The sequence below is a fragment of the Dyadobacter sp. CECT 9275 genome (assembly GCF_907164905.1).
Taxonomy (GTDB): Bacteria; Bacteroidota; Bacteroidia; order Cytophagales; family Spirosomataceae; genus Dyadobacter; species Dyadobacter helix.
Window position 1 is genome coordinate 556,274 of the sequence record NZ_CAJRAF010000001.1, and the last position, 22,134, is coordinate 578,407.

Annotated in this window: 17 protein-coding genes; 15 read left to right on the forward strand and 2 right to left on the reverse strand. The window is 45.5% G+C overall.

Going from position 1 to position 22,134, the window contains the following annotated elements:
- Nucleotides 1-34: 34 nt before the first annotated feature.
- Nucleotides 35-1,411: a hypothetical protein gene (locus KOE27_RS02195; protein ID WP_215237223.1), complete on the forward strand. Its 1,377-nt coding sequence runs from the start codon at nucleotides 35-37 to the stop codon at nucleotides 1,409-1,411.
- A gap of 76 nt (nucleotides 1,412-1,487) precedes the next feature.
- Here the strand turns inward: KOE27_RS02195 and mdh are convergent, their stop codons facing one another.
- Nucleotides 1,488-2,417 carry a malate dehydrogenase gene (gene mdh / locus KOE27_RS02200; protein ID WP_215237224.1) on the reverse strand — a complete coding sequence of 310 codons (930 nt, stop codon included), beginning with the start codon at nucleotides 2,415-2,417 and terminating at the stop codon, nucleotides 1,488-1,490.
- 142 nt (nucleotides 2,418-2,559) lie between these two features.
- Between mdh and KOE27_RS02205 the strand changes: the two genes are divergently transcribed.
- The 13 genes from KOE27_RS02205 (at nucleotide 2,560) to KOE27_RS02265 (ending at nucleotide 20,051) form a co-directional block, all read left to right on the forward strand.
- Nucleotides 2,560-3,036, forward strand: a complete 477-nt coding sequence (locus KOE27_RS02205; RefSeq protein WP_229252597.1) for a YkvA family protein — start codon at nucleotides 2,560-2,562, stop codon at nucleotides 3,034-3,036.
- Nucleotides 3,037-3,103: 67 nt separating this feature from the next.
- Nucleotides 3,104-3,304: a Sec-independent protein translocase subunit TatA/TatB gene (locus KOE27_RS02210; protein WP_031528639.1), complete on the forward strand. Its 201-nt coding sequence runs from the start codon at nucleotides 3,104-3,106 to the stop codon at nucleotides 3,302-3,304.
- 95 nt (nucleotides 3,305-3,399) lie between these two features.
- The gene (gatA, locus tag KOE27_RS02215; RefSeq protein ID WP_215237225.1) at nucleotides 3,400-4,845 is read left to right on the forward strand and encodes an Asp-tRNA(Asn)/Glu-tRNA(Gln) amidotransferase subunit GatA; all 1,446 of its coding nucleotides are present in this window, start codon (nucleotides 3,400-3,402) and stop codon (nucleotides 4,843-4,845) included.
- Nucleotides 4,846-5,119: 274 nt separating this feature from the next.
- Nucleotides 5,120-6,652, forward strand: coding sequence for a lytic transglycosylase domain-containing protein (locus KOE27_RS02220; protein ID WP_229252598.1), 1,533 nt, complete (start codon nucleotides 5,120-5,122; stop codon nucleotides 6,650-6,652).
- A 36-nt stretch (nucleotides 6,653-6,688) separates the two neighbouring features.
- Nucleotides 6,689-7,282 (forward strand): Holliday junction branch migration protein RuvA, encoded by a 594-nt coding sequence (gene ruvA / locus KOE27_RS02225; protein ID WP_215237226.1) that lies wholly within the window; start codon nucleotides 6,689-6,691, stop codon nucleotides 7,280-7,282.
- 138 nt (nucleotides 7,283-7,420) lie between these two features.
- Complete coding sequence (sov, locus tag KOE27_RS02230) at nucleotides 7,421-14,527, forward strand: T9SS outer membrane translocon Sov/SprA (RefSeq protein ID WP_229252599.1); 7,107 nt, start codon at nucleotides 7,421-7,423, stop codon at nucleotides 14,525-14,527.
- A gap of 81 nt (nucleotides 14,528-14,608) precedes the next feature.
- Nucleotides 14,609-14,989, forward strand: a complete 381-nt coding sequence (gene gcvH / locus KOE27_RS02235; protein WP_215237228.1) for a glycine cleavage system protein GcvH — start codon at nucleotides 14,609-14,611, stop codon at nucleotides 14,987-14,989.
- Between the two features lie 124 nt (nucleotides 14,990-15,113).
- Complete coding sequence (locus KOE27_RS02240; RefSeq protein WP_215237229.1) at nucleotides 15,114-16,394, forward strand: dihydroorotase; 1,281 nt, start codon at nucleotides 15,114-15,116, stop codon at nucleotides 16,392-16,394.
- Nucleotides 16,395-16,442: 48 nt separating this feature from the next.
- Entirely contained in the window at nucleotides 16,443-17,003 is a 561-nt protein-coding gene (locus KOE27_RS02245; RefSeq protein ID WP_215237230.1) for a DUF4199 domain-containing protein, read from the forward strand.
- A 67-nt stretch (nucleotides 17,004-17,070) separates the two neighbouring features.
- Nucleotides 17,071-17,586 carry a DUF4199 domain-containing protein gene (locus KOE27_RS02250; RefSeq protein WP_215237231.1) on the forward strand — a complete coding sequence of 172 codons (516 nt, stop codon included), beginning with the start codon at nucleotides 17,071-17,073 and terminating at the stop codon, nucleotides 17,584-17,586.
- A gap of 38 nt (nucleotides 17,587-17,624) precedes the next feature.
- The gene (gldF, locus tag KOE27_RS02255; RefSeq protein ID WP_215237232.1) at nucleotides 17,625-18,353 is read left to right on the forward strand and encodes a gliding motility-associated ABC transporter permease subunit GldF; all 729 of its coding nucleotides are present in this window, start codon (nucleotides 17,625-17,627) and stop codon (nucleotides 18,351-18,353) included.
- Between the two features lie 124 nt (nucleotides 18,354-18,477).
- Nucleotides 18,478-19,188 carry an RNA polymerase sigma factor gene (locus tag KOE27_RS02260; RefSeq protein WP_229252600.1) on the forward strand — a complete coding sequence of 237 codons (711 nt, stop codon included), beginning with the start codon at nucleotides 18,478-18,480 and terminating at the stop codon, nucleotides 19,186-19,188.
- Nucleotides 19,185-20,051, forward strand: coding sequence for an anti-sigma factor (locus tag KOE27_RS02265; RefSeq protein ID WP_215237233.1), 867 nt, complete (start codon nucleotides 19,185-19,187; stop codon nucleotides 20,049-20,051). The genes KOE27_RS02260 and KOE27_RS02265 overlap by 4 nt, the downstream gene beginning before the upstream one ends.
- 172 nt (nucleotides 20,052-20,223) lie before the next feature.
- Here KOE27_RS02265 and purQ read toward each other — a convergent pair whose 3' ends face one another.
- Nucleotides 20,224-20,913, reverse strand: a complete 690-nt coding sequence (gene purQ / locus KOE27_RS02270) for a phosphoribosylformylglycinamidine synthase subunit PurQ (protein ID WP_215237234.1) — start codon at nucleotides 20,911-20,913, stop codon at nucleotides 20,224-20,226.
- A gap of 328 nt (nucleotides 20,914-21,241) precedes the next feature.
- Here purQ and KOE27_RS02275 point away from each other — a divergent pair, with 328 nt between their 5' ends.
- Nucleotides 21,242-22,111: a mechanosensitive ion channel family protein gene (locus KOE27_RS02275; protein WP_229252601.1), complete on the forward strand. Its 870-nt coding sequence runs from the start codon at nucleotides 21,242-21,244 to the stop codon at nucleotides 22,109-22,111.
- The last annotated feature ends 23 nt before the right edge of the window (nucleotides 22,112-22,134 follow it).

Genomic DNA, 22,134 nt, shown 5'->3' on the forward strand with positions numbered 1-22,134 from the left:
GGTTTATGTCCCGTTAACATTATAACGTTAGTTTATGAAAAAAGTAATTTTTCCGTTTCTCCTCTCTGTAACTGTCGCCATGGCGCAGGTAAAGCCCGCGGACGATAATATAAAGTCTGATATCCGTTACAATCTTAATCAATCCGGTTCACATTACATCAAGGTAACATTTTTGAATCAGACCTGGCTCCGCTTCAATGATAATAACCCCGGAACTACCGTGCTGAGCGACGCTGCTTCCAGCACTTTTGATATCGGTTTACGACGTACCCGTTTGCAGCTCTTTGGGCAGCTCACCGACCGCATCTTTTTTTATACCCAGTTTGGAATGAATAATTTTAACAAGGTGAATGGGTTCCCGGGATATAATACGGCAGGAACGCCGAGTAACAGAAAGGTCGCAGCATTTTTCCACGATGCTCTTGGAGAGTATGAATTACAGCGTAAGGGCACAGGTTTTATCCGTTTCGGCGGCGGACTTACCATCGTTAACGGCCTGTCCCGTTTTTCACAGCCCAGCGTGGGTAGCATCATGACCATGGACGTCCCTGTTTTTGGGCAGGCAACGGTTGATCAGACCGACCAGTTTTCACGTAAGCTGGCCATTTACAGCAGGGGGCAGATCGGAAAAGTCAATTATCGCCTGGGTATTGCCGATCCTTTTCCCATCGAAACCAGCGGTTCTGTGCCTCCGGCGCTGGGAACCCATTCTGTTTTCGCACAGAAAAAGCACAAAATGCAGCTTGACGGATTGCTGATTTACAACATTTTTGATATTGAGGATAATACCGTTCCGGGTTATATGACAGGAACCTATCTGGGTAAAAAAAAGGTACTAAACCTGGAAGCGGGACTGATCACACAGAAAAATGCTACCTGGCGAAAGGAAGGAGCTGACACGACTTATTCGAGTATGAATTTATGGTCAGTGGCGGCATATGCTGATATGCCAGTTAACAAAGAAAAGGGCACGGCGGTGTCGGGTTACCTGGGTTATTTCTACACCGACTACGGTAAGGGATATTTGCGCTATAATGGCAGCATGAACCCGGCAACCGGAACTACGCTCCCTATTACAAGTGTCGGTGGAACACACGGGAATACCTATCCCATGTTTGGAACAGGAAGTGTGGTATATGCCCAGGCCGGATATAAACTGAAAGACGGACTACTGGGAAACCAGGGTACTTTCATGCCTTTTGTATCCGTTCAGCATGCTGATTATGACCGTCTGAAGGATGCTATGAATCTTTATAACCTTGGGCTGAACTGGCTGATCAAAGGTCATAATGGTAAACTGACGCTCAATTATGAAAACCGTCCGGTTTACAAAGCAGGTGTTGCTACAAATGAACTGGTGAAAAACGGGAGGAAAGGTGCCTTGATATTACAGTATCAGATTTCGATATAGATTTAAAAGGGTATAAAAGGCAACGGGCTACACTTTGTTTCAGTGCAGCCCGTTGCCTTTTATCGTGACCGACCCGTTACGAAAAGGATAATGCTCCGTTCATGGAACGCACAGCTTCCGCCGATTTTTCAAATGCGGCCTTTTCAGCATCACTCAAACGAAGCGTTACAATTTTCTCCCATCCGCTTCTGCCCAAAACAACAGGAACACCCATACAGATATCCTTTTGGCCATACTCCCCGTTAAGGTAAACGCTGCAGGGAACAATCCTTTTTTGATTTCTTACAATGCTTTCCACCAGCATCATCGTGGCAGCTCCGGGTGCATACCAGGCCGAAGTTCCGATGAGCTTTGTAAGCGTAGCGCCGCCTACCATGGTGTCGGCTGCAACTTTTTCCAGTTTCTCGGCTGACAGGAAACGGCTCACAGGGATACCATTATAGGTTGCCAGGCGTGTGAGAGGGATCATGGTGGTGTCTCCATGACCGCCGATCACCATCCCGTGAATATCAAGCGGAGAAACGTCCATCGCAAGGGCCAGGTAAGTTTTAAAACGGGCACTGTCCAGTGCGCCACCCATCCCGATCAAACGCTTTTTGGGGATACCCGATTCTTTCAGAGCGAGGTATGTCATGGTATCCATTGGGTTGGACACCACAATGATGATTGCCTTTGGCGAATATTTAAGAATGTTTTCAGTTACACCTTTTACGATACCGGCATTGATGCCGATGAGTTCTTCACGGGTCATACCAGGCTTACGGGGAAGGCCGGAGGTAATCACCACTACATCGGACCCCTTGGTTTTTTCATAATCATTGGTTGAACCTATGGGCCTGGTATTAAATCCAAGTAAGGCGGCTGTCTGGTACATATCCAGTGATTTTCCTTCGCTTACACCTTCTTTGATGTCCAGTAAGACAACCTCTTCGGCCAATTCGCGACGGATAATATTATCAGCGGTGGTTGCGCCAACCGCGCCAGCCCCTACGACAGTAATCTTCATAAAGAAACAGGTTTAATGAATTTGAAAATAGTGTTTTGTAAGAAGCCTTAAATTTAGGATACATAATTTGTTAAAACCATAATGAGTGTTATTTTTTATGTGAAAAGTAATAGGCAGGCGTCCAATGTGCAATTTTTTGCGTATGTTGATAGTTATATTGCCATTACCAACCACTTTTTTGAGATCAATGGATACCGATTCGTTAATAAAGAGAATTTTAAAATCTGTTTTTTTTAAACAGGCCGAAAACAAGGCTGGCCGGTATGCGGGTAATGCCTCAAAGCTCTACAAGCTGGTGAGTGACGTGGCTGGTAAGTTAAAGACTGCCGGACTGAAAGGGAACCTGGCGGGCGTGCAGCAGAATGTGCTTTTGCTGATCAGGATGGTGAAAGCCTATGCATCGGGGGAGTACCGGGGCGTGCAATGGAAAAGTATGCTGTCTATAGTGGCAGTGCTGATCTATTTTGTTTCTCCTATTGACCTGATACCCGACTTTCTGCCCATTATAGGTATTTCGGACGACGTTGCCCTTATTGTTTGGCTGATCAAAAACCTGGGTGAGGAAATCCAGAAATTCAGTGTCTGGGAGAAGAGCGAAAAAACAATTAATATAGGATAAAGCGGGTCATTGATTTATTTTATAAAAAAGAATAATTAAATTTGTAAACATAAAAATTAAAAGAGATATGGAATCAGCAACCGTTTTGGCATTTATGGGATTAGGAGGTCAGGAGATCTTTTTTGTGGCATTGTTTGTGTTACTATTCTTTGGTGCAAAGAAAATTCCTGAGTTGATGCGCGGTTTGGGGCAAGGTATCAATGAATTCAAAAACGCAACAAAAGACGTTAAGGAGAATATTGAAAAAAGCATGGAAGACCCCAAATAACGCTTCCATTTTTTATTAAAAGATATAGCAGAGCCGTTTAAAGCAATCTTAAATGGCTCTGATTCTTTATTAATAACCCCACAAAGATATTGATTTTGAAAGATTACCTGACACTGGCTGAAATTCAGAAAGATATACGTGAAGGAGATTTGACATGTGTCAAGTTAGTGAGTCATTACCTGCATCAGATTGAATCCAAGGCCCATTTGAACGCTTTTGTTGAGGTTTATCAGCAAGAGGCATTACAGAAAGCAGCTACCGTCGATGAGAAAATCAGGGAAGGTACGGCAGGGAAACTGGCGGGCCTCATCGTTGGATTGAAAGACGTGTTATCCCATACCGGCCACGGGGTACAGGCCGGAAGCAAGATCCTTCATGCTTACAAAGCTCCGTTTACCGCAACGGCTGTTCAGCGGTTGCTGGATGAAGACGCTATTGTGATTGGCAGACAAAACTGTGACGAGTTTGCCATGGGTTCGTCCAATGAAAATTCCTCGTTTGGTCCGGTATTAAATGCACAGGATATCACCAAAGTTCCCGGCGGCTCCTCCGGCGGCTCCGCGGTGGCTGTCCAGGCCGGGCTCTGCCATGCATCACTGGGCAGTGACACAGGCGGCTCGGTACGCCAGCCCGCCGCTTTTTGTGGGGTGGTAGGTACCAAGCCTTCCTACGGCAGGGTTTCCCGCTGGGGGTTAATCGCCTATGCTTCGTCGTTTGATTGTATCGGGCCTATCACAAAAAGCGTGGAAGATGCGGCACTGATACTGGAGGTGATGGCCGGTGCCGACGAATTCGACAGTACCGTTTCGTCCCGGAATGTACCAGCCTATAGTGGGTTGTTAGGTAGTGAAAGAAAAGTAAGAATTGGTTATATTGCGGAATCTATTGAAAATGAGTCGATAGCTCCTGAAATACGGCAACGTACAAAAGAGGTTCTTGAACGGCTAATGGAGGAAGGGCACGTTGTGGAGGCAGTGCAGATGCATACGCTGGCACACTTGCTACCTACCTATTATATACTGACAACGGCAGAAGCCAGCTCCAATTTGTCGCGTTTTGATGGTGTAAGATATGGCCACCGGAGCAACGAAGCGGTAGATCTGGAGTCTTTATATAAAAAATCCCGGACAGAGGGTTTTGGAGATGAAGTAAGAAGAAGAATTTTGCTGGGGACATTTGTTTTGAGTGCAAATTACTATGACGCATACTATACCAAAGCGCAACGCGTTAGAAGTTTGGTACGGGCGGAGACCGAAAAGTTTTTTGAAAATTATGATTTTTTCATATCGCCCGTAACGCCGACCACCGCGTTTACGATCGGGGAAAAAACCGAAGATCCGCTCCAGATGTATCTCGCAGATATTTTTACGGTACATGCAAATGTTGTGGGTTGTCCGGCGATTTCAATTCCTAATGGTACTGATCGTGACGGGATGCCCATAGGAATACAGATTATGGCCCCGTATTTTGGAGAAAGTGATATGCTCTCGTTCGCCAGGCAGTTACAGCGGCTGATCGGTGAAAGCCTTGCGATGTCATAATTTTTTTGCCGGATTTGTAAATGGATCCTGCGGACCCTTCCGCATGTGATATAGTAAAAAATCGTACCGGCACGGAGCATTCATGAGGGTAAAAACGGAAAGGAGCTCCTTTCAGAATTGACTAGTGTTAATGTCTAAGAGATTATTCTGATTCAACAGGCTGATTTTGAGTGGCTTGAAAAGTTATAAGACAGGGAATATCCCATAGTTAAAATGTAGGGGTAGGCCCAATGATAAAGACCAGGAATAGATAACCTTCAAAAAACATTTATTAATGAAGATTTCAAAGAGAGTGTTTTGGCTCGGAGCCATGTTTGCAGGAATGGGAAATGTGTGGGCTGTGGCGAGTATTCCACTAGAGCAGGGTAAATGGGAACAGGATACACTTGGAATTGCCGCAGCGGCAGACGAGATAGCGCTGGCCTATTTGCCAGACGTGGAGGAGATCGGAAACACACCTTCCATTCCGGAGCCATTGCTAAGAGAGAGATTTGCCAGGCTTGAAAAGTCTATACCCCTTAACTATAATAAATCATCTCACGAATTTGTAGAGTATTTTATCTATAAAAAAGCGAATTTCACGCGGACCATGATGGAGAAAATGCCTTTGTATTTTCCCCTTTTTGAAAAAACACTCCAGAAATATGGCCTTCCGCAGGAGCTTAAGTACCTTTCCATGATCGAGTCAGGGCTAAATCCCAGGGCCATTTCAAGAGCACGTGCCGGAGGGCTTTGGCAGTTTATGTCTGCAACGGGAAGGGAGTTCGGGCTGCAGCAGAACGGATACATTGATGAGCGTTTTGAACCGGTGAAGGCAACTGATGCGGCATGCAGGTATCTGACACAGCTACACAATATTTTTGGAGACTGGGAACTCGCACTAGCCTCTTACAACACAGGTCCGGGAAACGTCAAGCGAGCCATGCGCAGGTCAAGAGGCACCACTTTTTGGACCATATACAATGTACTTCCCAAAGAAACCCGGTCGTATGTCCCGCAATTTGTGGCAATGAACTATATGATGAATTATGGACATGACCATGGGATCTACCCTGAAAATCCGGAATATCTGGTTCCCAGTGACACGATCCATATCAATGGGTATATCGACCTGGAGGCATTCTGCACCAACAGCGGGATTGATTTTGAGGAATTGAACAAACTGAATCCGCAGATTACAAAAACGATACTTCCTGATAATACCCAGGGTTTTGTCTTAAAAGTGCCCAGTGTTAAATATACTTATCTGGTAGCCAACAGAAGTTCTATCATGGATTCCTGTACACGCAGGCTACTCCCGGGACAGGTTATGCTGGCACGGACAGACAGCGCTTCCACGGATTCAGTATTAGCGGCAACGGGCAAGTTATACGCCAATACTGAAGAGGAGGACGAAGAGCCCGAAACGGCTAGCCGGGTAAGATCAAAAAGAACAACGCATACCGTCAGACGAGGCGAAACACTTCAATCCATTGCAAGTAAAAATCGGGTAGAAGTTGCTCAGCTAAAAAAATGGAATCGGTTGCGGAGTAGCAGAATACGGAAGGGGCAGCATCTGGTGCTCTATAAGCAAGTCAGAGAAAAGGTGCCTGTAAAAAATGCTGTTGCTTCTACATACGGGTCGGCTACAGAGGCTCCGGTAAAAAGCCATAAGAAAATAAAAATGCGCTATCACACGGTTCAGCACGGTGATACACTATGGACTATTTCCCAACGCTACGGCCTGCCTCTGAGTGATTTAAAAAGAGCGAATAGAATAAGAGGAAATGAGATCAAACCAGGTATGAAGCTATTGATTTCTGGCTAGTACTGTAAGCACTTTCACACATGCTAAATAATATTTATGATTGCCTACGTTAGCGGAACGGTTGTTCACAAAGATCCAGCCTATGCAATAATCGACGTAAACGGGCTGGGGTATGAATTAAAAATTTCCCTCCAGACGTATGCCGCACTTCCTGAAAAAGGTGTTCGATGTAAGCTAGTAACATATCTCAGTATCCGAGAGGATGCCCACGTCCTCTTTGGGTTTTGGGCAGAAGAGGAAAAAAAGCTTTTTCTTGACCTGATAGGCGTATCAGGTGTAGGTCCTTCCACTGCACTCGTTATGTTATCTTCATTTTCGTCCGAAGAAATTATGAAAGGCATTGCGGAGGAAGATGTCCGTCTGATCCAATCGATTAAAGGCATAGGTTCCAAGACTGCCCAGCGCGTTATCCTTGAATTAAAGGATAAAATGAAGAAAGAAGCAATTTCCCTGAATGCTGATTTCAGAACTTCAGACGGGACGTCGGCTCGGATACGAAATGAGGCGATGGCTGCACTGGTGACGCTGGGTATACCTAAGGCCACTGCCGAAAAAAGTATTGATTCAATAATAAAGCGGGAGGGAAGCGGTATCACGGTGGAACAATTGATAAAACTTGCATTGCGGTAGTAATTACAGGACTTCTCGTGCCGGTTTCGGAAAACATGGATTTGATATTAGCCCCAACCTTCCCAAAATTCAGAATTAGCTTTGTCATCAACGGTTTACTCACTGCTTTTTAAGGCTTTAACATTTTCGGCTGGAGCCATGCTATTAGCAACGGCCCCGGTTGATATAGAGACGGATAATACCCCATACCTCGCCGACCTGGTGCTGGCGGCGGATACCCTTGTTGATTCAACTAAAAGAACCATAGGCCGATCGGGTAGCCAGATGATCACCCGGCTGAAGGACTATTATGCCAACCGGCTGGTGCAGCCCCGGCCACGGTCACCCTTTTATTTAAAAGATCCGGCCAATATCGCTACCAGCATCTTGCTGGATAGTTCGGGCAAGGTGGGTGTAACTGAGCAGATCCAGACGCCAACGGGCCGCTTGGACTACCGCGCGCCTGAGCTCATGGATATCGAAACTTATGACAAGATTCAGGAGGACAGGGCATTCAAAAGTCTTTTAAGGGAATATGCAGGCAGGCAAGATGGAAAAAGTGCCATGGGGGCCAGGGGATTGTTGCCCAAGTTGGATATTCCGCCTGCCATTTCAAAATTGCTGGGAGATGATTTTATAAATTTTAAACCCACCGGTTTTGTATCCCTTGATCTGGGTGTGATGCACCAGTTTCTTGATAATCCCGTTATCCCGATCAGACAGCGGAAGACTACCCAGTTTATTTTCAATCAACAGATTAACATTAATTTTGACGCAAAACTGGGAGACCAGCTGGGTTTTCAGACGAACTTTGATACCAAGGCCAATTTTAATTTTGAGAATGCCATTAAGCTGAACTATAAAAATCCGGAAGAAAGTTTTATCCGAAAAATTGAAGCGGGTAATATCAACTGGGCGATCAACAGCCAGCTTATTCCCGGCGTACAGAATCTGTTTGGTATTAAAACCGATTTTCAGTTTGGCAGACTGAGTGCCACTTTTGTGGCGTCCAATCAGAGATCCAGCAAAGAGAGGTTTGTTCTCAGAGGCGGGGCGCAAAGCAGGGAATTTGAGCTGAAGGCTGATACCTACGACGAAAACCGAAACTTCTTCCTGTCGCAGTATTTCCGGAGTATTTATGAAAAATCACTTCAGAATACCCCTCAGATCACTTCCGGAGTGACAGTAACCCGTATGGAGGTATACGTAACAAACCGTACCACCACCACGGAATCTCTGCGCAACGTTGTCGGCTTTACGGATTTGGGGGAACCCTCCCCGTATCGGAGCGGCAGCCAGAACCTGGCGCCCATTCGTTCCAATTTGCCGGTTGATAATGCTACAAATGGTTTGTATAACACGCTTAAAAATAACGAAGGTTTCCGGCAAGTGGATGCCACGAATTCATTTATCACTGGTTTGGGGTTTGAGAAAGCAGTGGATTATGAATTATTGAGAGGAGCCAAAAAACTGGTAGCTGAAAGAGATTATACTTTTCACCCACAGCTTGGTTACATATCGTTGACTACCGCCCTGCGCAATGATGAAATTCTGGCAGTAGCCTATGAATATACATTAAACGGGAGGTCTTACAAGGTGGGTGAACTCACGGAGGATTACCAGAACCGGAAGGATAATGAGGTAATTGCGCTGAAATTACTCAAGTCGTCGACGATACGTAACAATACCAACCTGCCTATGTGGGATCTGATGATGAAAAACGTTTATTCATTAGGAACCAGCCAGATCGATAAGCAGGGATTTCAGCTCAGGGTAATTTATAAGGATGATTTGACAGGTATTGACAACCCCAATCTTCAGGAAAGCAGTATTGCCAATGTACCGCTGATACGCCTGCTGGGTCTTGACCGGCTCAACCCTGTGAATGATCTTCAGCCCGATGGCAACTTCGACTTTGTGGATAAACTTACTGTGGATACCAAAACAGGTCGCATCATTTTTCCGGTGCTGGAACCGTTTGGGTCAACGCTGTCAAGGAAATTTGGCGCCGGGGAAGATCAATATCGAAGTAAGTATGTATTTAATGAACTGTATCGGACAACGATGATCGACGCTCAGCAGATTACCGAGCGGAATAAATATTATCTTAAAGGATCTTATCAGTCCAGTTCAGGTACTACCGTACAGTTACCGTTTAACGTGCTGGAATCGTCGGTGACGGTGACCTCGGGCGGAGTGCCGCTTTCGGCAGGTTCCGATTACATAGTCGAGGCACAGATCGGCCAGGTACGTATCATCAACACCAGCGTTCTTAATTCCGGACGAGAGATCGTGATTGAATATGAACGTCCGGATATGTTCCAGAACCAGATCCGCTCTCTGCTGGGAACAAGGCTTGACTACGTGGTTAACCGGGATATGAGTATCGGGCTCACTGCCATGAAATACCGGGAGAGGCCGGCGGGTTTTCTTACCCGGGTTTCTATTGGGAATGAGCCGGTAAATAACACAATGGTGGGTTTTGATATCAATGTCAGAAAAGATGTTCCGTTCCTGACCCGGTGGCTGGACAAGCTTCCGTTGATCCAGACCAAAGAAATGTCCACCATTCAGTTTAAAGCGGAGGTTGCCAAGCTTTTCCCAGGCGTGTCCAAAGACGTTAATAACAGGTCTCTGGTAGATGATTTTGAATCAGCACGTACGGTCTATGATCTGGCACGCCAACCTCAGAAATGGCGCCTTGCTGCGGTTCCGGCCAAATTCAGAAGCGGAGCCGATGGGAAGTCACTGGCCTATGCCTACAAGCGGGCCAAAATATCTGCCTACACCGTTGATAATATTTTTGGCGGCGCGCAGGGCTTAGGAGGAGGGTACCAGTCGCCTTCTAATATAACGGAAGCCGACAGAGAGAATTTTTACGAGAGATTGTATCTGCCTAATGAAATATTCCCGAACCGTTCCATTGCCGGGCTGGTGACTTATCCGCAAAATATACTGGATATTGCCTACTATCCGAGTGAGCGGGGTATCTACAATTACAATACAGACTTAACGCCCGATGGCCGTCTGAAGCTTCCCAAGCAAAACTTTGGAGCGCTTACGCGGGCCATTACTTCAGACAATGATTTTGATAATGCCAATATCGAAAATATTGAGTTCTGGATGTTGGATCCCTTTATCAAAGATAATGTAAAAGGTGTAGTGCGGGATGGGTTTGAGAACAAGCCTAACAACACAGGTGGCAAGCTGGTTTTCAACCTGGGAGATATATCCGAGGATGCCATTCCGGACGAACGTTACAATTTTGAGAATGGTTTGCCCATTACTCAAAAAGTGGTGAACGTCAATGTAGATTCTACGGCATGGGGGTATGTCACCAAATCCCAGTATCTGATCAACGCTTTCAGTAATGAATCAGGCGCACGGCAGCGGCAGGATATCGGTCTGGACGGTCTTACAAATGAAGAAGAAAGGATTTTCTTTAAACAATATATAGACAGATTACCCGCTAACCTGACCACCGAGGCCAGGCAGAAAATAATCTCTGATCCTTCCGGAGATGACTTTAGGTTTTTCCTTGGAGCTGAACTGGATAGTGCCAACAGTAAGGTGCTTGAACGCTACAAAAACTATCTGGGAATGGAAAACAATTCACCGGAGAGTTCTGGAAATGCGGCAACCATCACACCCTCTTCCATTAATATACCGGATGGTGAGGATATGAATGTGGACAATACCATTAATGACAACGAATCCTATTACGAGTATGAGATAGACCTCAAACCGGATCAGCTGGCTGTCGGTAGCGGATATGTTGTGGATAAAACCGTGACTGACGGACAGAACTGGTATCTGTTCAGGGTACCTCTAAAGGAATTTACCGGCAATGTAGGGGGAATGAACGGCTTTAAGTCGATCCGGTTCATCAGAATGTACCTGGCCGAATTTGAGCAGCCCGTTGTACTTCGTTTTGCCCAATTGCAGATGGTAGGGCAGCAATATCGCAAGTACACTGCCGAACTTAGCAGTACAGGTTTGGAAGAAGTTCCTGAACCTTATGATGCCAAGCTTACCATTGGGACCGTGAGTATTGAGGAGAACGGACAAAAAAGTACTACTTCTGACAGAAAATATCAGTATACCCTGCCTCCGGGGTGGATCCGGGACCAGGACAACACCCAGCGGCCTCCTCTGTTGTTGAATGAGCAATCGATGAGTATCTGTGTGACCAACCTTCGTGACGGAGATGCACGGGCCGTATACAAAAATGTGAACCTGGACCTGCTCTTTCGCAAGCGTCTGCGGATGTATGTTCACATGCAGAACGATCAGGATGAAGACTATATGGTGGGAGGGTTTATGCGGATAGGTACCGACCTCACTCAGAATTACTATGAAATCAATATCCCGAAGCTGAAAGCAACTACTCCGTCGGCCAGCGTGGATACGGAAGTATGGCCTGAGACCAACGAAATTAATATAGCACTGGCAGACCTGATCAGGGTGAAATCTCTGCGAAACAGACAGATTGATAAAAACCAGAGTGTGCCCTACACCATCCTCACCGATGATGGTAAATATGAACTGACGGTGGTGGGAAATCCGGATTTGAGTGCCGTGAAGGTAATGATGATCGGGATGCGTAATCCTAAATCCAATGATGAAGCGGCCAAGAGCTTTTGTTTATGGGTTGATGAAATGCACGTGGAAGGATTTGATGATACGGGCGGAATGGCTGCTATTGCCCAGCTTAATGCCAAGCTGGCTGATTTTGCCACGGTATCTGCCTCGGGGCGTATCGAGACATTCGGTTTTGGGAGCGTACAGCAAAGAATCGGGGAACGGACCCGAAACTTCACTTCGGAATTTGGTATCTCTTCCAATGTCTCGCTGGATAAGCTGCTGCCGCAGAGCTGGGGTTTCAGTATTCCCATGTTTGTGAGTTATGACCGCCGGAATGTGAAGCCGCATTTTGATCCGCTGGATCCGGATACACCTTTGAATACCTCCCTGGATAATCTTCGAACCGATGAAGAACGGGACGGATACCGGCGGATGGTGGAAGAAAACGGAGTTAAAAGAGGTATCAATTTTTCGAACGTAAGGAAGGTCAAAACAAAGCCCGGGGCCAAAAATCACTTTTATGATTTTGAGAATTTTGCATTTACCTATGCCTTCAGCGACGATCGCCGGAGGAATATCCTGACGCAGGAATATACCCAGAAAATGTATAAGGGTGGTATTGCCTATACTTACAGCAGCCAGCCGAAAGCGTTTGAGCCATTTAAAAAATGGCAGACCAAAAACAGATGGGGAGAGTTTATCAAGGAGTTTAACCTGACATTGCTCCCCAACATGGTATCCGTGCGTACCGATGTTGACAGACGGTTCCTGAAAACACAGTTGCGCAATGCAGATCTTACCACAGATGGTATTCAGCCTATGTATGAGAAATATTTCTGGTTTAACCGGTACTACGACCTGGGCTGGAACCTCACCAGGAATATGACACTTACTTACAATGCATCTGCCAACTCTATTATTGACGAGCCAGGGGGAGATATCAATACCCAGGAAAAGAAAGATTCGTTATGGGCTAATTTTAAAAAACTGGGACGGATCAAAAACTTTGACCAGCGGATTGACCTGACCTACCGTTTGCCACTGGATAAGATTCCATTGCTGGACTGGATGACCGCCGATTACAAGCATGCTGTGGCTTACCAATACCAGGCGAATGCGCTCGGGCTAAAGGATACCACGGGATTACCGTTCGGAGATATTATCCGTAACAGCCGCGAAAGAGGGCTTTCGGGGAAGGTGGATTTTGTAGCCCTTTATAACAAACTTAAGTATCTGAAATTTGCCAACACCCCTTCGGCCTCACGTAAAAACTTTGCCAGAAGTCCTGGGGATATAGAAGAGGTAGATATGAGATCTACCGATGTTCTCAAAAATATCACCCGTCTGCTGATGACCGTACGCGGAATTAATTTCAGCTATACCATACAGGAAACCACAGCCTTGCCGGGATATCTGCGAGCGCCGAAGTACTTCGGGCTGGATAATGCCAATGCACCAGGGCTGGGTTTTGTGCTGGGACAGCAGGATCGTAACTTTCAGATGAAAGCAGCAGAAAAGGGGTGGATTACCAAAAGCATGGAGCAGAACCAGCCGTTTCAGCAAACGATTTCCAAGCGTTTCAATGCAGGTACTTCGCTCGAACCGTTTAAAGACTTCAAGGTGACGCTTAATGCCAGCCTGGAACGTCAGGATGCGTATCAGGAATTTTACAGACCGGAGAGTGCGGGCGGACCGTTTGTTTCCCAAAACCCACTGCGTAACGGACAGTTCAGGATGTCGTTCCTGTCATTCAGAACTGCTTTTGCAAAGGCGAAAAGAGATAATTCTTCCGAAGTATTCGATAAATTCAGGGCCTATCGTGCCATTCTCAGAGATCGGTTGAACAGTGAAAATAAGAGTGGGGGAGAGTACAATGAGAACTCACAGGATGTTTTGATTTCGGCCTTTTTTGCAGCTTACCGGGGCAAAGATCCCTTGACGGTCAGGACCAACCCATTTCTGAAATTTCCGATGCCCAACTGGGACGTAAGGTACACGGGACTGTCACAGCTGGCGTTGTTCAAAAGGTTATTCAGCTCGTTTTCACTGAATCATAAATATTCTTCAGAGTATAGCGTGGGCAATTTTACGTCCTCTCTGGACTATGAAGCGCTATATGTGAACCTGGCGGTGAATGGCTATCCGCTGTCGTCCAGGCTTAATGATCTGGGACAGTATGTGCCGGTTTTTGCTATGAGTACCATTACTCTTCAGGAGCGGTTTGAGCCGTTACTGGGGGTTGAATTCCGGACGCAAAGCAGAATCACGGTAAGTTTTGACTACAACAGAAGCCGGAGCATCGCACTGAGCCTTTCCAACTCCCAGGTGGCTGAGTTATTCGATCAGAATATGAGGGTCAGGATTGGATTTACCAAAAACAATGTGGCAATTCCTTTCAAAATCAACGGGGTGAAAAAAAGGCTGAAAAATGACCTGACCACGCAGATCATGCTGACCTTTGCAGATACCAGGGCAATTCAGCGGAAATTTGATGGAGAGAATATTCCCATAGCAGGTAATATTAATTTCCAGCTGCGCCCTACCATTCAGTATGCAGTGAGCAACCGCCTGAACTTTACTTTGTATTTCGACAGAACCTTTAACGACCCGCTGGTATCCAATTCATTTTACAGATCAAGTACCTCGGGTGGTGTTCAGCTGAAATTCAATCTGGCGGAATAAAAAATTTCCATTTGGAAAATACAGTGTACATCCTGTAATTTGCGGACGAAAGTCATATCCCAACTTTACACCAGACATATCATGAATTTCCCTTCAGAACTAAAGTATACAGAAGATCACGAGTGGATCCGCATCGAGGGTGACACGGCCTACATTGGAATTACTGACCATGCGCAGCAGGAGCTTGGCGATATTGTATATGTGGATATTAACACCGTGGGAGACACACTTGAAAAAGGTGATGTTTTTGGTTCTGTTGAAGCGGTGAAAACGGTTTCCGATCTTTTTATTCCTGTGGCCGGCACGGTGTTGGAAGTGAATGACGCACTGGACGCCGAACCTGAACTAGTCAATTCGGATCCCTATGAAAAGGGCTGGATGGTAAAGATCAGTGTTTCCAATCCAGGGGATATTGATGGTTTGCTCTCTGCTGAGGACTACAAAAGTTTTATTGGTGCCTGATAAGAATTTGAAGCTCCTCTGGGAGCTTTTTTTATAGATACCAATTTTTGATTTAACAGGCACGAATTAAAATAAGGGAACAGGAGCAAATGTATCCGTTGTTCGTAAATAGAAATCGATTTAGATGAAAGTAATAGTCCGGTCGGCCAGGGTCATTGATAATAGTTCGGCTTTGAATGGTCAGGTCAAAGATTTGCTGATAGAAGACGGGATCATCAAACAGATCGGGGATGATCTTACCAGCGAAGGCGCTTCGGAATATTCCGGAAACGGCCTGTGTGTTTCCAATGGCTGGGTAGATATGCGTGTTGCTTCCCGGGATCCCGGTTTTGAGCACAAAGAGGACCTCGTGTCGGTGCGTGAAGCAGCGGCTCGTGGCGGTTTTACGGAAATTGTTTTGCTGCCCAACTCATCTCCGGTGGTGCACAGCAAGGATACTGTACGGTATCTGCACCAGGCCGGTAATATTGGGGCGGTTCGTTTGCATGTTGCCGCGGCTGTTACCCGGAACGCAGAGGGAGTTGATTTCACCGAAATGATGGATTTGCATGCCGCAGGAGCCATAGCTTTCACAGATGGGGAGTATCCTATTCAGAATGCGGATCTGTTACTGAAAACCCTGTTGTACCTGCAGCCACTCAATACCCTACTGATGAACCGGCCGGAAGATCGACAGCTTGCTCTCTACGGGCAGATGCATGAAGGCGTTACCAGCACGCTCATCGGCATGAAAGGGATACCTTCACTTGCGGAGGAGATGATGGTGATCAGAGATCTGAAATTACTGGAATATACCCTCGAAAACAGAGCCTATAGCGCTACCGCTCCTTCACTGCATTTTTCGCTGATCAGTACTTCGAAAGCGGTAGATCTGATCCGGGAAGCAAAGGCAAAAGGGCTGCCGGTATCTTGCGATATTGCCGCTCACCAGCTTGCTTTTACAGATGAGGATCTCATCGGCTTTGATACCAACTTAAAGGTAAGCCCGCCGTTCAGGTCCGGAGCCGATGGCGAGTCTATCCGACAAGGACTTGCGGATGGTACCATTGATGCCATTGTTTCGGATCATTGCCCGCATGATGAAGAAAGCAAAAACCTGGAATTCGATCACGCCGATTTTGGGATTACCGGTCTTGAAACGGCTTTCTCAACGGCTCTTGCACATTGTGGGCTGGGTACGGAGCAATTGATAGAAAAACTAACAACCAGGCCACGAAACATCCTCCGTCTGGCCAGGCAAACGATCAGCGAAGGTACCGAAGCAAATCTAACTTTCTTTGAACCGGAAACGGAGTGGGTCTTTGAAAAGAGTTATTCCAAGTCAAAAAATTCACCCTTTCTGAATAAAACATTAAAAGGAAAAGTAAGGGGGATTTTGAACAGGGGAGAAATATTGTGGTATTAACAAAGACGGTAGCCGGGCTAAATTATTCGGACTGCCGTTTTCAATTTTATGAAATCAATAATAGCATATTTTAATAAACCTATTTTAAAGCTTCCGCTGATCTTTGGCCTGATAACGGGTGTTTTGGTGTTCGCCTTTTTTATAGGTCTTTATCTGATCGGGATCGTACCGCTGGGAAATAATAAAGTGCTTGATTTTGGTATTCACCTGATCATGATGGCTGGTGCCTGCTGGTATTACAGAAAGCACATTGGTGACGGTTTTTTGCATCTCTGGGAAGCACTGACGATATGTTATGTAGTGAATACGGTGGCAGCGTTCATAGCGGGATGGCTGATATACTTTTTTGTGACATACATAGATCCTGTCGTTTTTACCAAATATCTGGCCGAAATGGCGACCCTTCTGGAGCACGGAAAAGCTGAGCTTGTCAAGAATATTGGCCTGCCCGAGTATAATAAAATGTTCTCCGAAATTCAGTCTATGCAAAGATCAGAAATTATAACCGATGAGATCAGTAAAAAAACAGTTATGGGTATCATTCCTATTCTCATCATTTCGCTGATATTCAGAAAACAGAACTACGGCGTTTTTCATAATAAATCCTAAATTTACAGGGACTGATCCGCCCAAAGTATCGTACACATAACTGCGAAACGTTTAAACCTCTGCAACCATGGAAGAAAAAGTATCAACCGCGCGTGTGGCCTTGAAATACGGTGTATTGTCGTCCATTGTCATTATGATATACACCACCATACTCAATGTTTCGGGGTTGTCACAAAACAAGGGATTGGTCTCTCTGACCTTTCTTATCTTGGTCGTAGCCATTGTGCTGGCAATGAAAGACTTCAGAGAGCAAAATAAAGGATATATGTCCTATGGAGAAGGTTTGGGCTTAGGTTCGCTTTTGTCGGCAATAATGGGTTTGCTGGGCTCGGCTTTTAGTATGTTCTACATGCAATTTATAGACAATACCTTACTCACACAGGGGCTTGACCAGGTACGTGCAGACATGGAAGCAAAGGGTATGGATGATGCGCAGATTGATCAGGCAATGGAATTGTCTCAAAAATTTATGTCGCCTGGTTTCATGTTTGCGATGGGCGTGTTTGGATATGTTTTGGTGGGCTTCCTTTTGTCCCTGATCATATCCCTGATCATGAGGAAGGAAAAACCTGTTTTTGAATAAATAATCTTTGATTTACAGCAATTCAACCAGCGCAGGACGTGTACGCAATTTTTCAGAAAGAAATTGGAAGTTTTTTTAACTCTCTGATTGCTTATATCGTAATGGCGGTTTTCCTCACCGCCGTCGGGTTAATTGTGTGGGTTTTTCCCGATTCTAATATTCTGGACTATGGATATGCGGATCTGGCCTCCTTCTTTTATCTTTCACCTTACGTACTGCTTTTTCTGATCCCCGCAATCACCATGCGCTCGTTTGCCGAAGAAAGCCGGAATGGAACGCTGGAACTTCTGCTTACAAAGCCACTTCGTAACAGCGATCTCATTCTTGGGAAATTACTCGCCAACTGGGTTTTGGTGGCGTTGATGCTACTGCCCACGTTGTTATACTATTTCAGTGTCTATCAGCTGGGAAATCCCGTCGGGAATATCGATTCGGCAGGTGTTTTTGGTTCTTACATCGGACTGCTCCTTTTTAGTGGTGTACTGGTTTCGATGGGGATCTGGGCATCAGCCCTTAACGACAACCAGATCGTATCCTTTATTCTTGCCGTGTTTATTGCCTTTCTCTGGTATGTAGGTTTTGGCGCGATATCCGCACTTTTGGGTACCGGAAGCCTGGCGCGCCTTTTTTCATGGATGGCACTTGACGAACAATATCGTTCACTTGGGAAGGGGCTGGTCGACTCGGGAAGCGTGGTTTACCTGCTAAGCGTGATGGTATTCTTCACCAGCCTCACCTTCTGGCGCCTGGAATCTCTCAGAAAATAACGGGTATTTTTTCTCTTTTTTTGAGATATAGCCCGCATGTGTGCGCAACTTTTCACATCTCCGCGTTCCTGTTTTGATCCAACATTGTGCCGTATTCGTATATGAATTAAAAACGCACACTGGAATGGATAGGTTTACCGGATTTTTAGGAGTTGCACTGATGGCACAAACCAACTCAATGATGCATCAGGCTTATAGCCAGACAATAAATTATCTGCCCTTTGGTGGGATCAACAGAAATTTTATTAGCTTGCCTGTAAGAAATAATCCATTTAATATCAAGCAACTCTTGGCGACTGTTAAGTTAAAATACTCGGAAGAGGAATTAGTTACAGCCCTGAAAAGGAATGAAAGAACTGCTTTTGAGTTCTTGTACGACCACTATTCCGGTGCGTTGTTTAATATCATTTCTAAGACGGTCAGAGATGAAGAAAGGGCAGCAGATGTGTTGCAGGAATCGTTTTTAAAAATTTGGAAAAATATTGCTTCCTACAACCCTGAAAAGGGCAGGCTGTTTACCTGGATCATGAATATTGCCAGAAACGGTGCAATTGATGCGGTTAGGGTGGAGGGAAGGAAACCGGAGATGGACGACATTGAAAACCGGGCGGTACTAAATGAACCCGATGAAAATGAGAGTCTGCAGGCCGACAGTGCCGAGTTAAAGGCAATTGTGGATATGCTAAGGCCTGAAAGGAAGCTGCTCATTGATATGGCCTATTTTCAGGGATATACTCATGAAGAGATTGCAGATAGGCTGGGTATCCCGCTGGGTACGGTCAAATCAAGAATCAGAACAGCGTTACAAGAGTTAAAACATTACTTTGCAGTATGAATATCCAAGCCTACATAGAGTCCGGTATATTAGAGGAATATGTATTGGGTACTGTTTCTCCTCAGGAAAAGCAGGAGGTGGAGTGTATGTCTCACATTTATCCGGAGATCAAGCAGGAGCTGCTAAGGACGGAAAACGCTTTGGAAGAATATGCTTTAAAGCACCAGACGGCCCCGCCGGCATCTTTAAAAGAATCATTGTTTTCCAAAATGAATTTTGAAGAAATACCGGTTGCGGATGAACCAGACAACGCAGAAGTGAACGGTAATCCGCTTGTCGTTCCTGAGGGGGATTCCAAAGTAATTGATAATGTATTTATACGGCAGGAGTCAAAAGAAGTGGTACCGTTTTGGGCAAAATTATCTGCAGCTGCTTCGGTTCTTCTAATCTTATTTGCAGGATGGGCTGTTATGCAAATGTCCGACCTCAAAAAGCAGAGGGAAGCGCTTTTGAGTGAAGCAAATGGTTTGAAGGTAGAAATGGATCAGGTAAAGCAGGAAATGCATTACAGTGTTGAACTGGCGAAGTTGTACCGGGATCCATCATACAAAGTGATTCATATGGCGGGCCTGGAGAAGTCGCCACAGAGTACTGTTGCGGCATTTTGGAATACCCAAACCAACGAAGTAATGCTGGATGTGGAAAAACTTCCGGCTGCTCCCGAAGGGAAACAATATCAGTTGTGGAGTATAGTGGATGGCGTTCCTGTTGACATTGGAATGCTCGACCATCAGTTTATTGGAAAGGTACTCAGGATGAAATCAACCAAGGCAGGACCGGTAGCTTTTGCCATAACACTTGAAAAACAAGGTGGAAGTCCTGTACCTACAATGACGGAAATGTATGTCATGGGAAAAGTTTAGTAAACCCACTGCTATCATAGCCTGAACCCGTTCCAGAGTATCCGGAGCGGGTTTTTCTTTTAACTCGCTGAAATTTTGTAAGGCTTTACTTGACAGCAAAAAAGCGGAACAGTGCGCCCCGCTTTTTGCTTATATCTTTAACTAATTCAGCCGTACACAATACTTTTCGGTACTAGGCAAGCACGCTCAGAACCTGCTCCAGGATAATTTTGCCGTCGGTATTGCCCAATGCAGGATCAGCTGCGCGCTCTGGGTGAGGCATCATGCCGAATACATTTCGTTGTTCATTACAAACGCCTGCGATGTTTTCGAGGCTACCATTGATATTGGCTTCGTCGCTGATATTTCCGTTAGCGTCACAGTATCTGAACAGGATCTGGTCGTTGTCGTTCAGTTTTTTCAATGAATCGCTGTCCGTAAAGAAACGGCCCTCTGCATGAGCTATGGGTATTTTGAACGCTCTGTCCTGATCCAGGCCAGCGGTCAGCAGGCTGTTGGTGCTTTGCGGTTTCAGATAAACGTTTTTACAGATAAATTGCTGATTGATATTCCGGAGTAAAACACCGGGAGTCAGCTGAGCCTCACACAGGATCTGAAATCCGTTACAGATTCCCATCAGGTATCCGCCACGTTTAGCATGCGCGATGACTTCATTCATGATCGGCGAGAAGCGGGAAATAGCACCGGATCTTAAATAATCACCATAGGAAAAGCCACCCGGAAGAATTATAAAATCACATCCCTGCAGATCATGGTCTTTATGCCACAATTTTACAACTTCCTGTCCCAGATTATGCTGAAGGGCGTACACGGCATCATCATCACAATTTGAGCCCGGGAAAACAACTACTCCAAATTTCATCTCTTTATTATTTATTTTATAAGTCGGTGGTTATGTGCCTGTTTTTCAATCTTTACCTTTTCGGAGATTGGTATGCAGGGTAAATTACTCATAGAAACCCGACGTTTCATTTGTAAAATGAATGCGTCAGGAGAATCGGTACGCAAAGATAATGCTTAACCTTGAGGTGCCCTACCGGAAGGATTTAATTTTAACGGAAATCCATAAAAAACCACAACATTTGTTGCTGAGCAGCTGATTTTAGTCTGATAATTGCGGTTGGAGGAACTGGAAAATAGCTGATTGTTTTAAATTTGGAGATCAGATAATGTTACCTGAAATGATAGTAATGCAGTTTTCAAAGTTTATGGATCCGATGCTGGCGAAGCTGGACCACTGGTTTGCGGAAGGTATTATAATTGTTCCTAATCTGGTGATGGCTGTTGTGCTGATGTTCGTGTTCCGGTATCTGTCGGGCTATGGCAGCCGGTTTATTACCAGAGTTTTGACCAGGGTTTCCAATAATGAAGCGCTGGTGGGGCTGCTTTCGGCGGTTACAAAAATTGCGATCCTTACCATCGGAGTGTTTTTTGCGCTAGGGATTTTGGGGTTGGAAAAAACGGTTGCGTCCCTGGTGGCTGGTGCGGGTGTTCTTGCGCTGGCGCTTGGTTTTGCTTTTCAGGATCTGACTACCAATTTTATTTCCGGAGCTTTTATTGCCATTCAGCGGCCCATAAAGGTAGGGGATGTAATTGAAACAAATGGTTATACCGGAAAAGTGAAATCCATTAATCTGCGGTCTGTTATTCTGGACAATTTTGCTGGCCAGCAGGTGGAACTTCCAAGCAAGGATATCTTTCAGAAACCGATCGTGAATTTTACCTTTTCCGGAGAAAGACGTGTGCAGGTGGATTGCGGAATAGCGTACAGCTCCGATCTGACCGTTGCGGAACAGGTGGCTTTGGCTGCCGTCAGGAGCATGGATTTTTTAAGCAAAACGCGTGAAGTTGAATTTAACTATACCCGGTTTGCAGATAACAGCATCGATTTTCAACTCTTTTTTTGGATCGATCAGCATAAAGTGGGGCCAGGTACTGCGAAAAGTGAGGTGATCAAGGCCCTCAAAAAGCGTTTTGAAGAAAATAATATTGTGATTCAGGTGGGTAAAAAGGAATCTCCCAAAGAGGCCGATCCGCATGGAACCACGTCAGGCAAATAAATAGCTGTTGTACAAAAAAACCT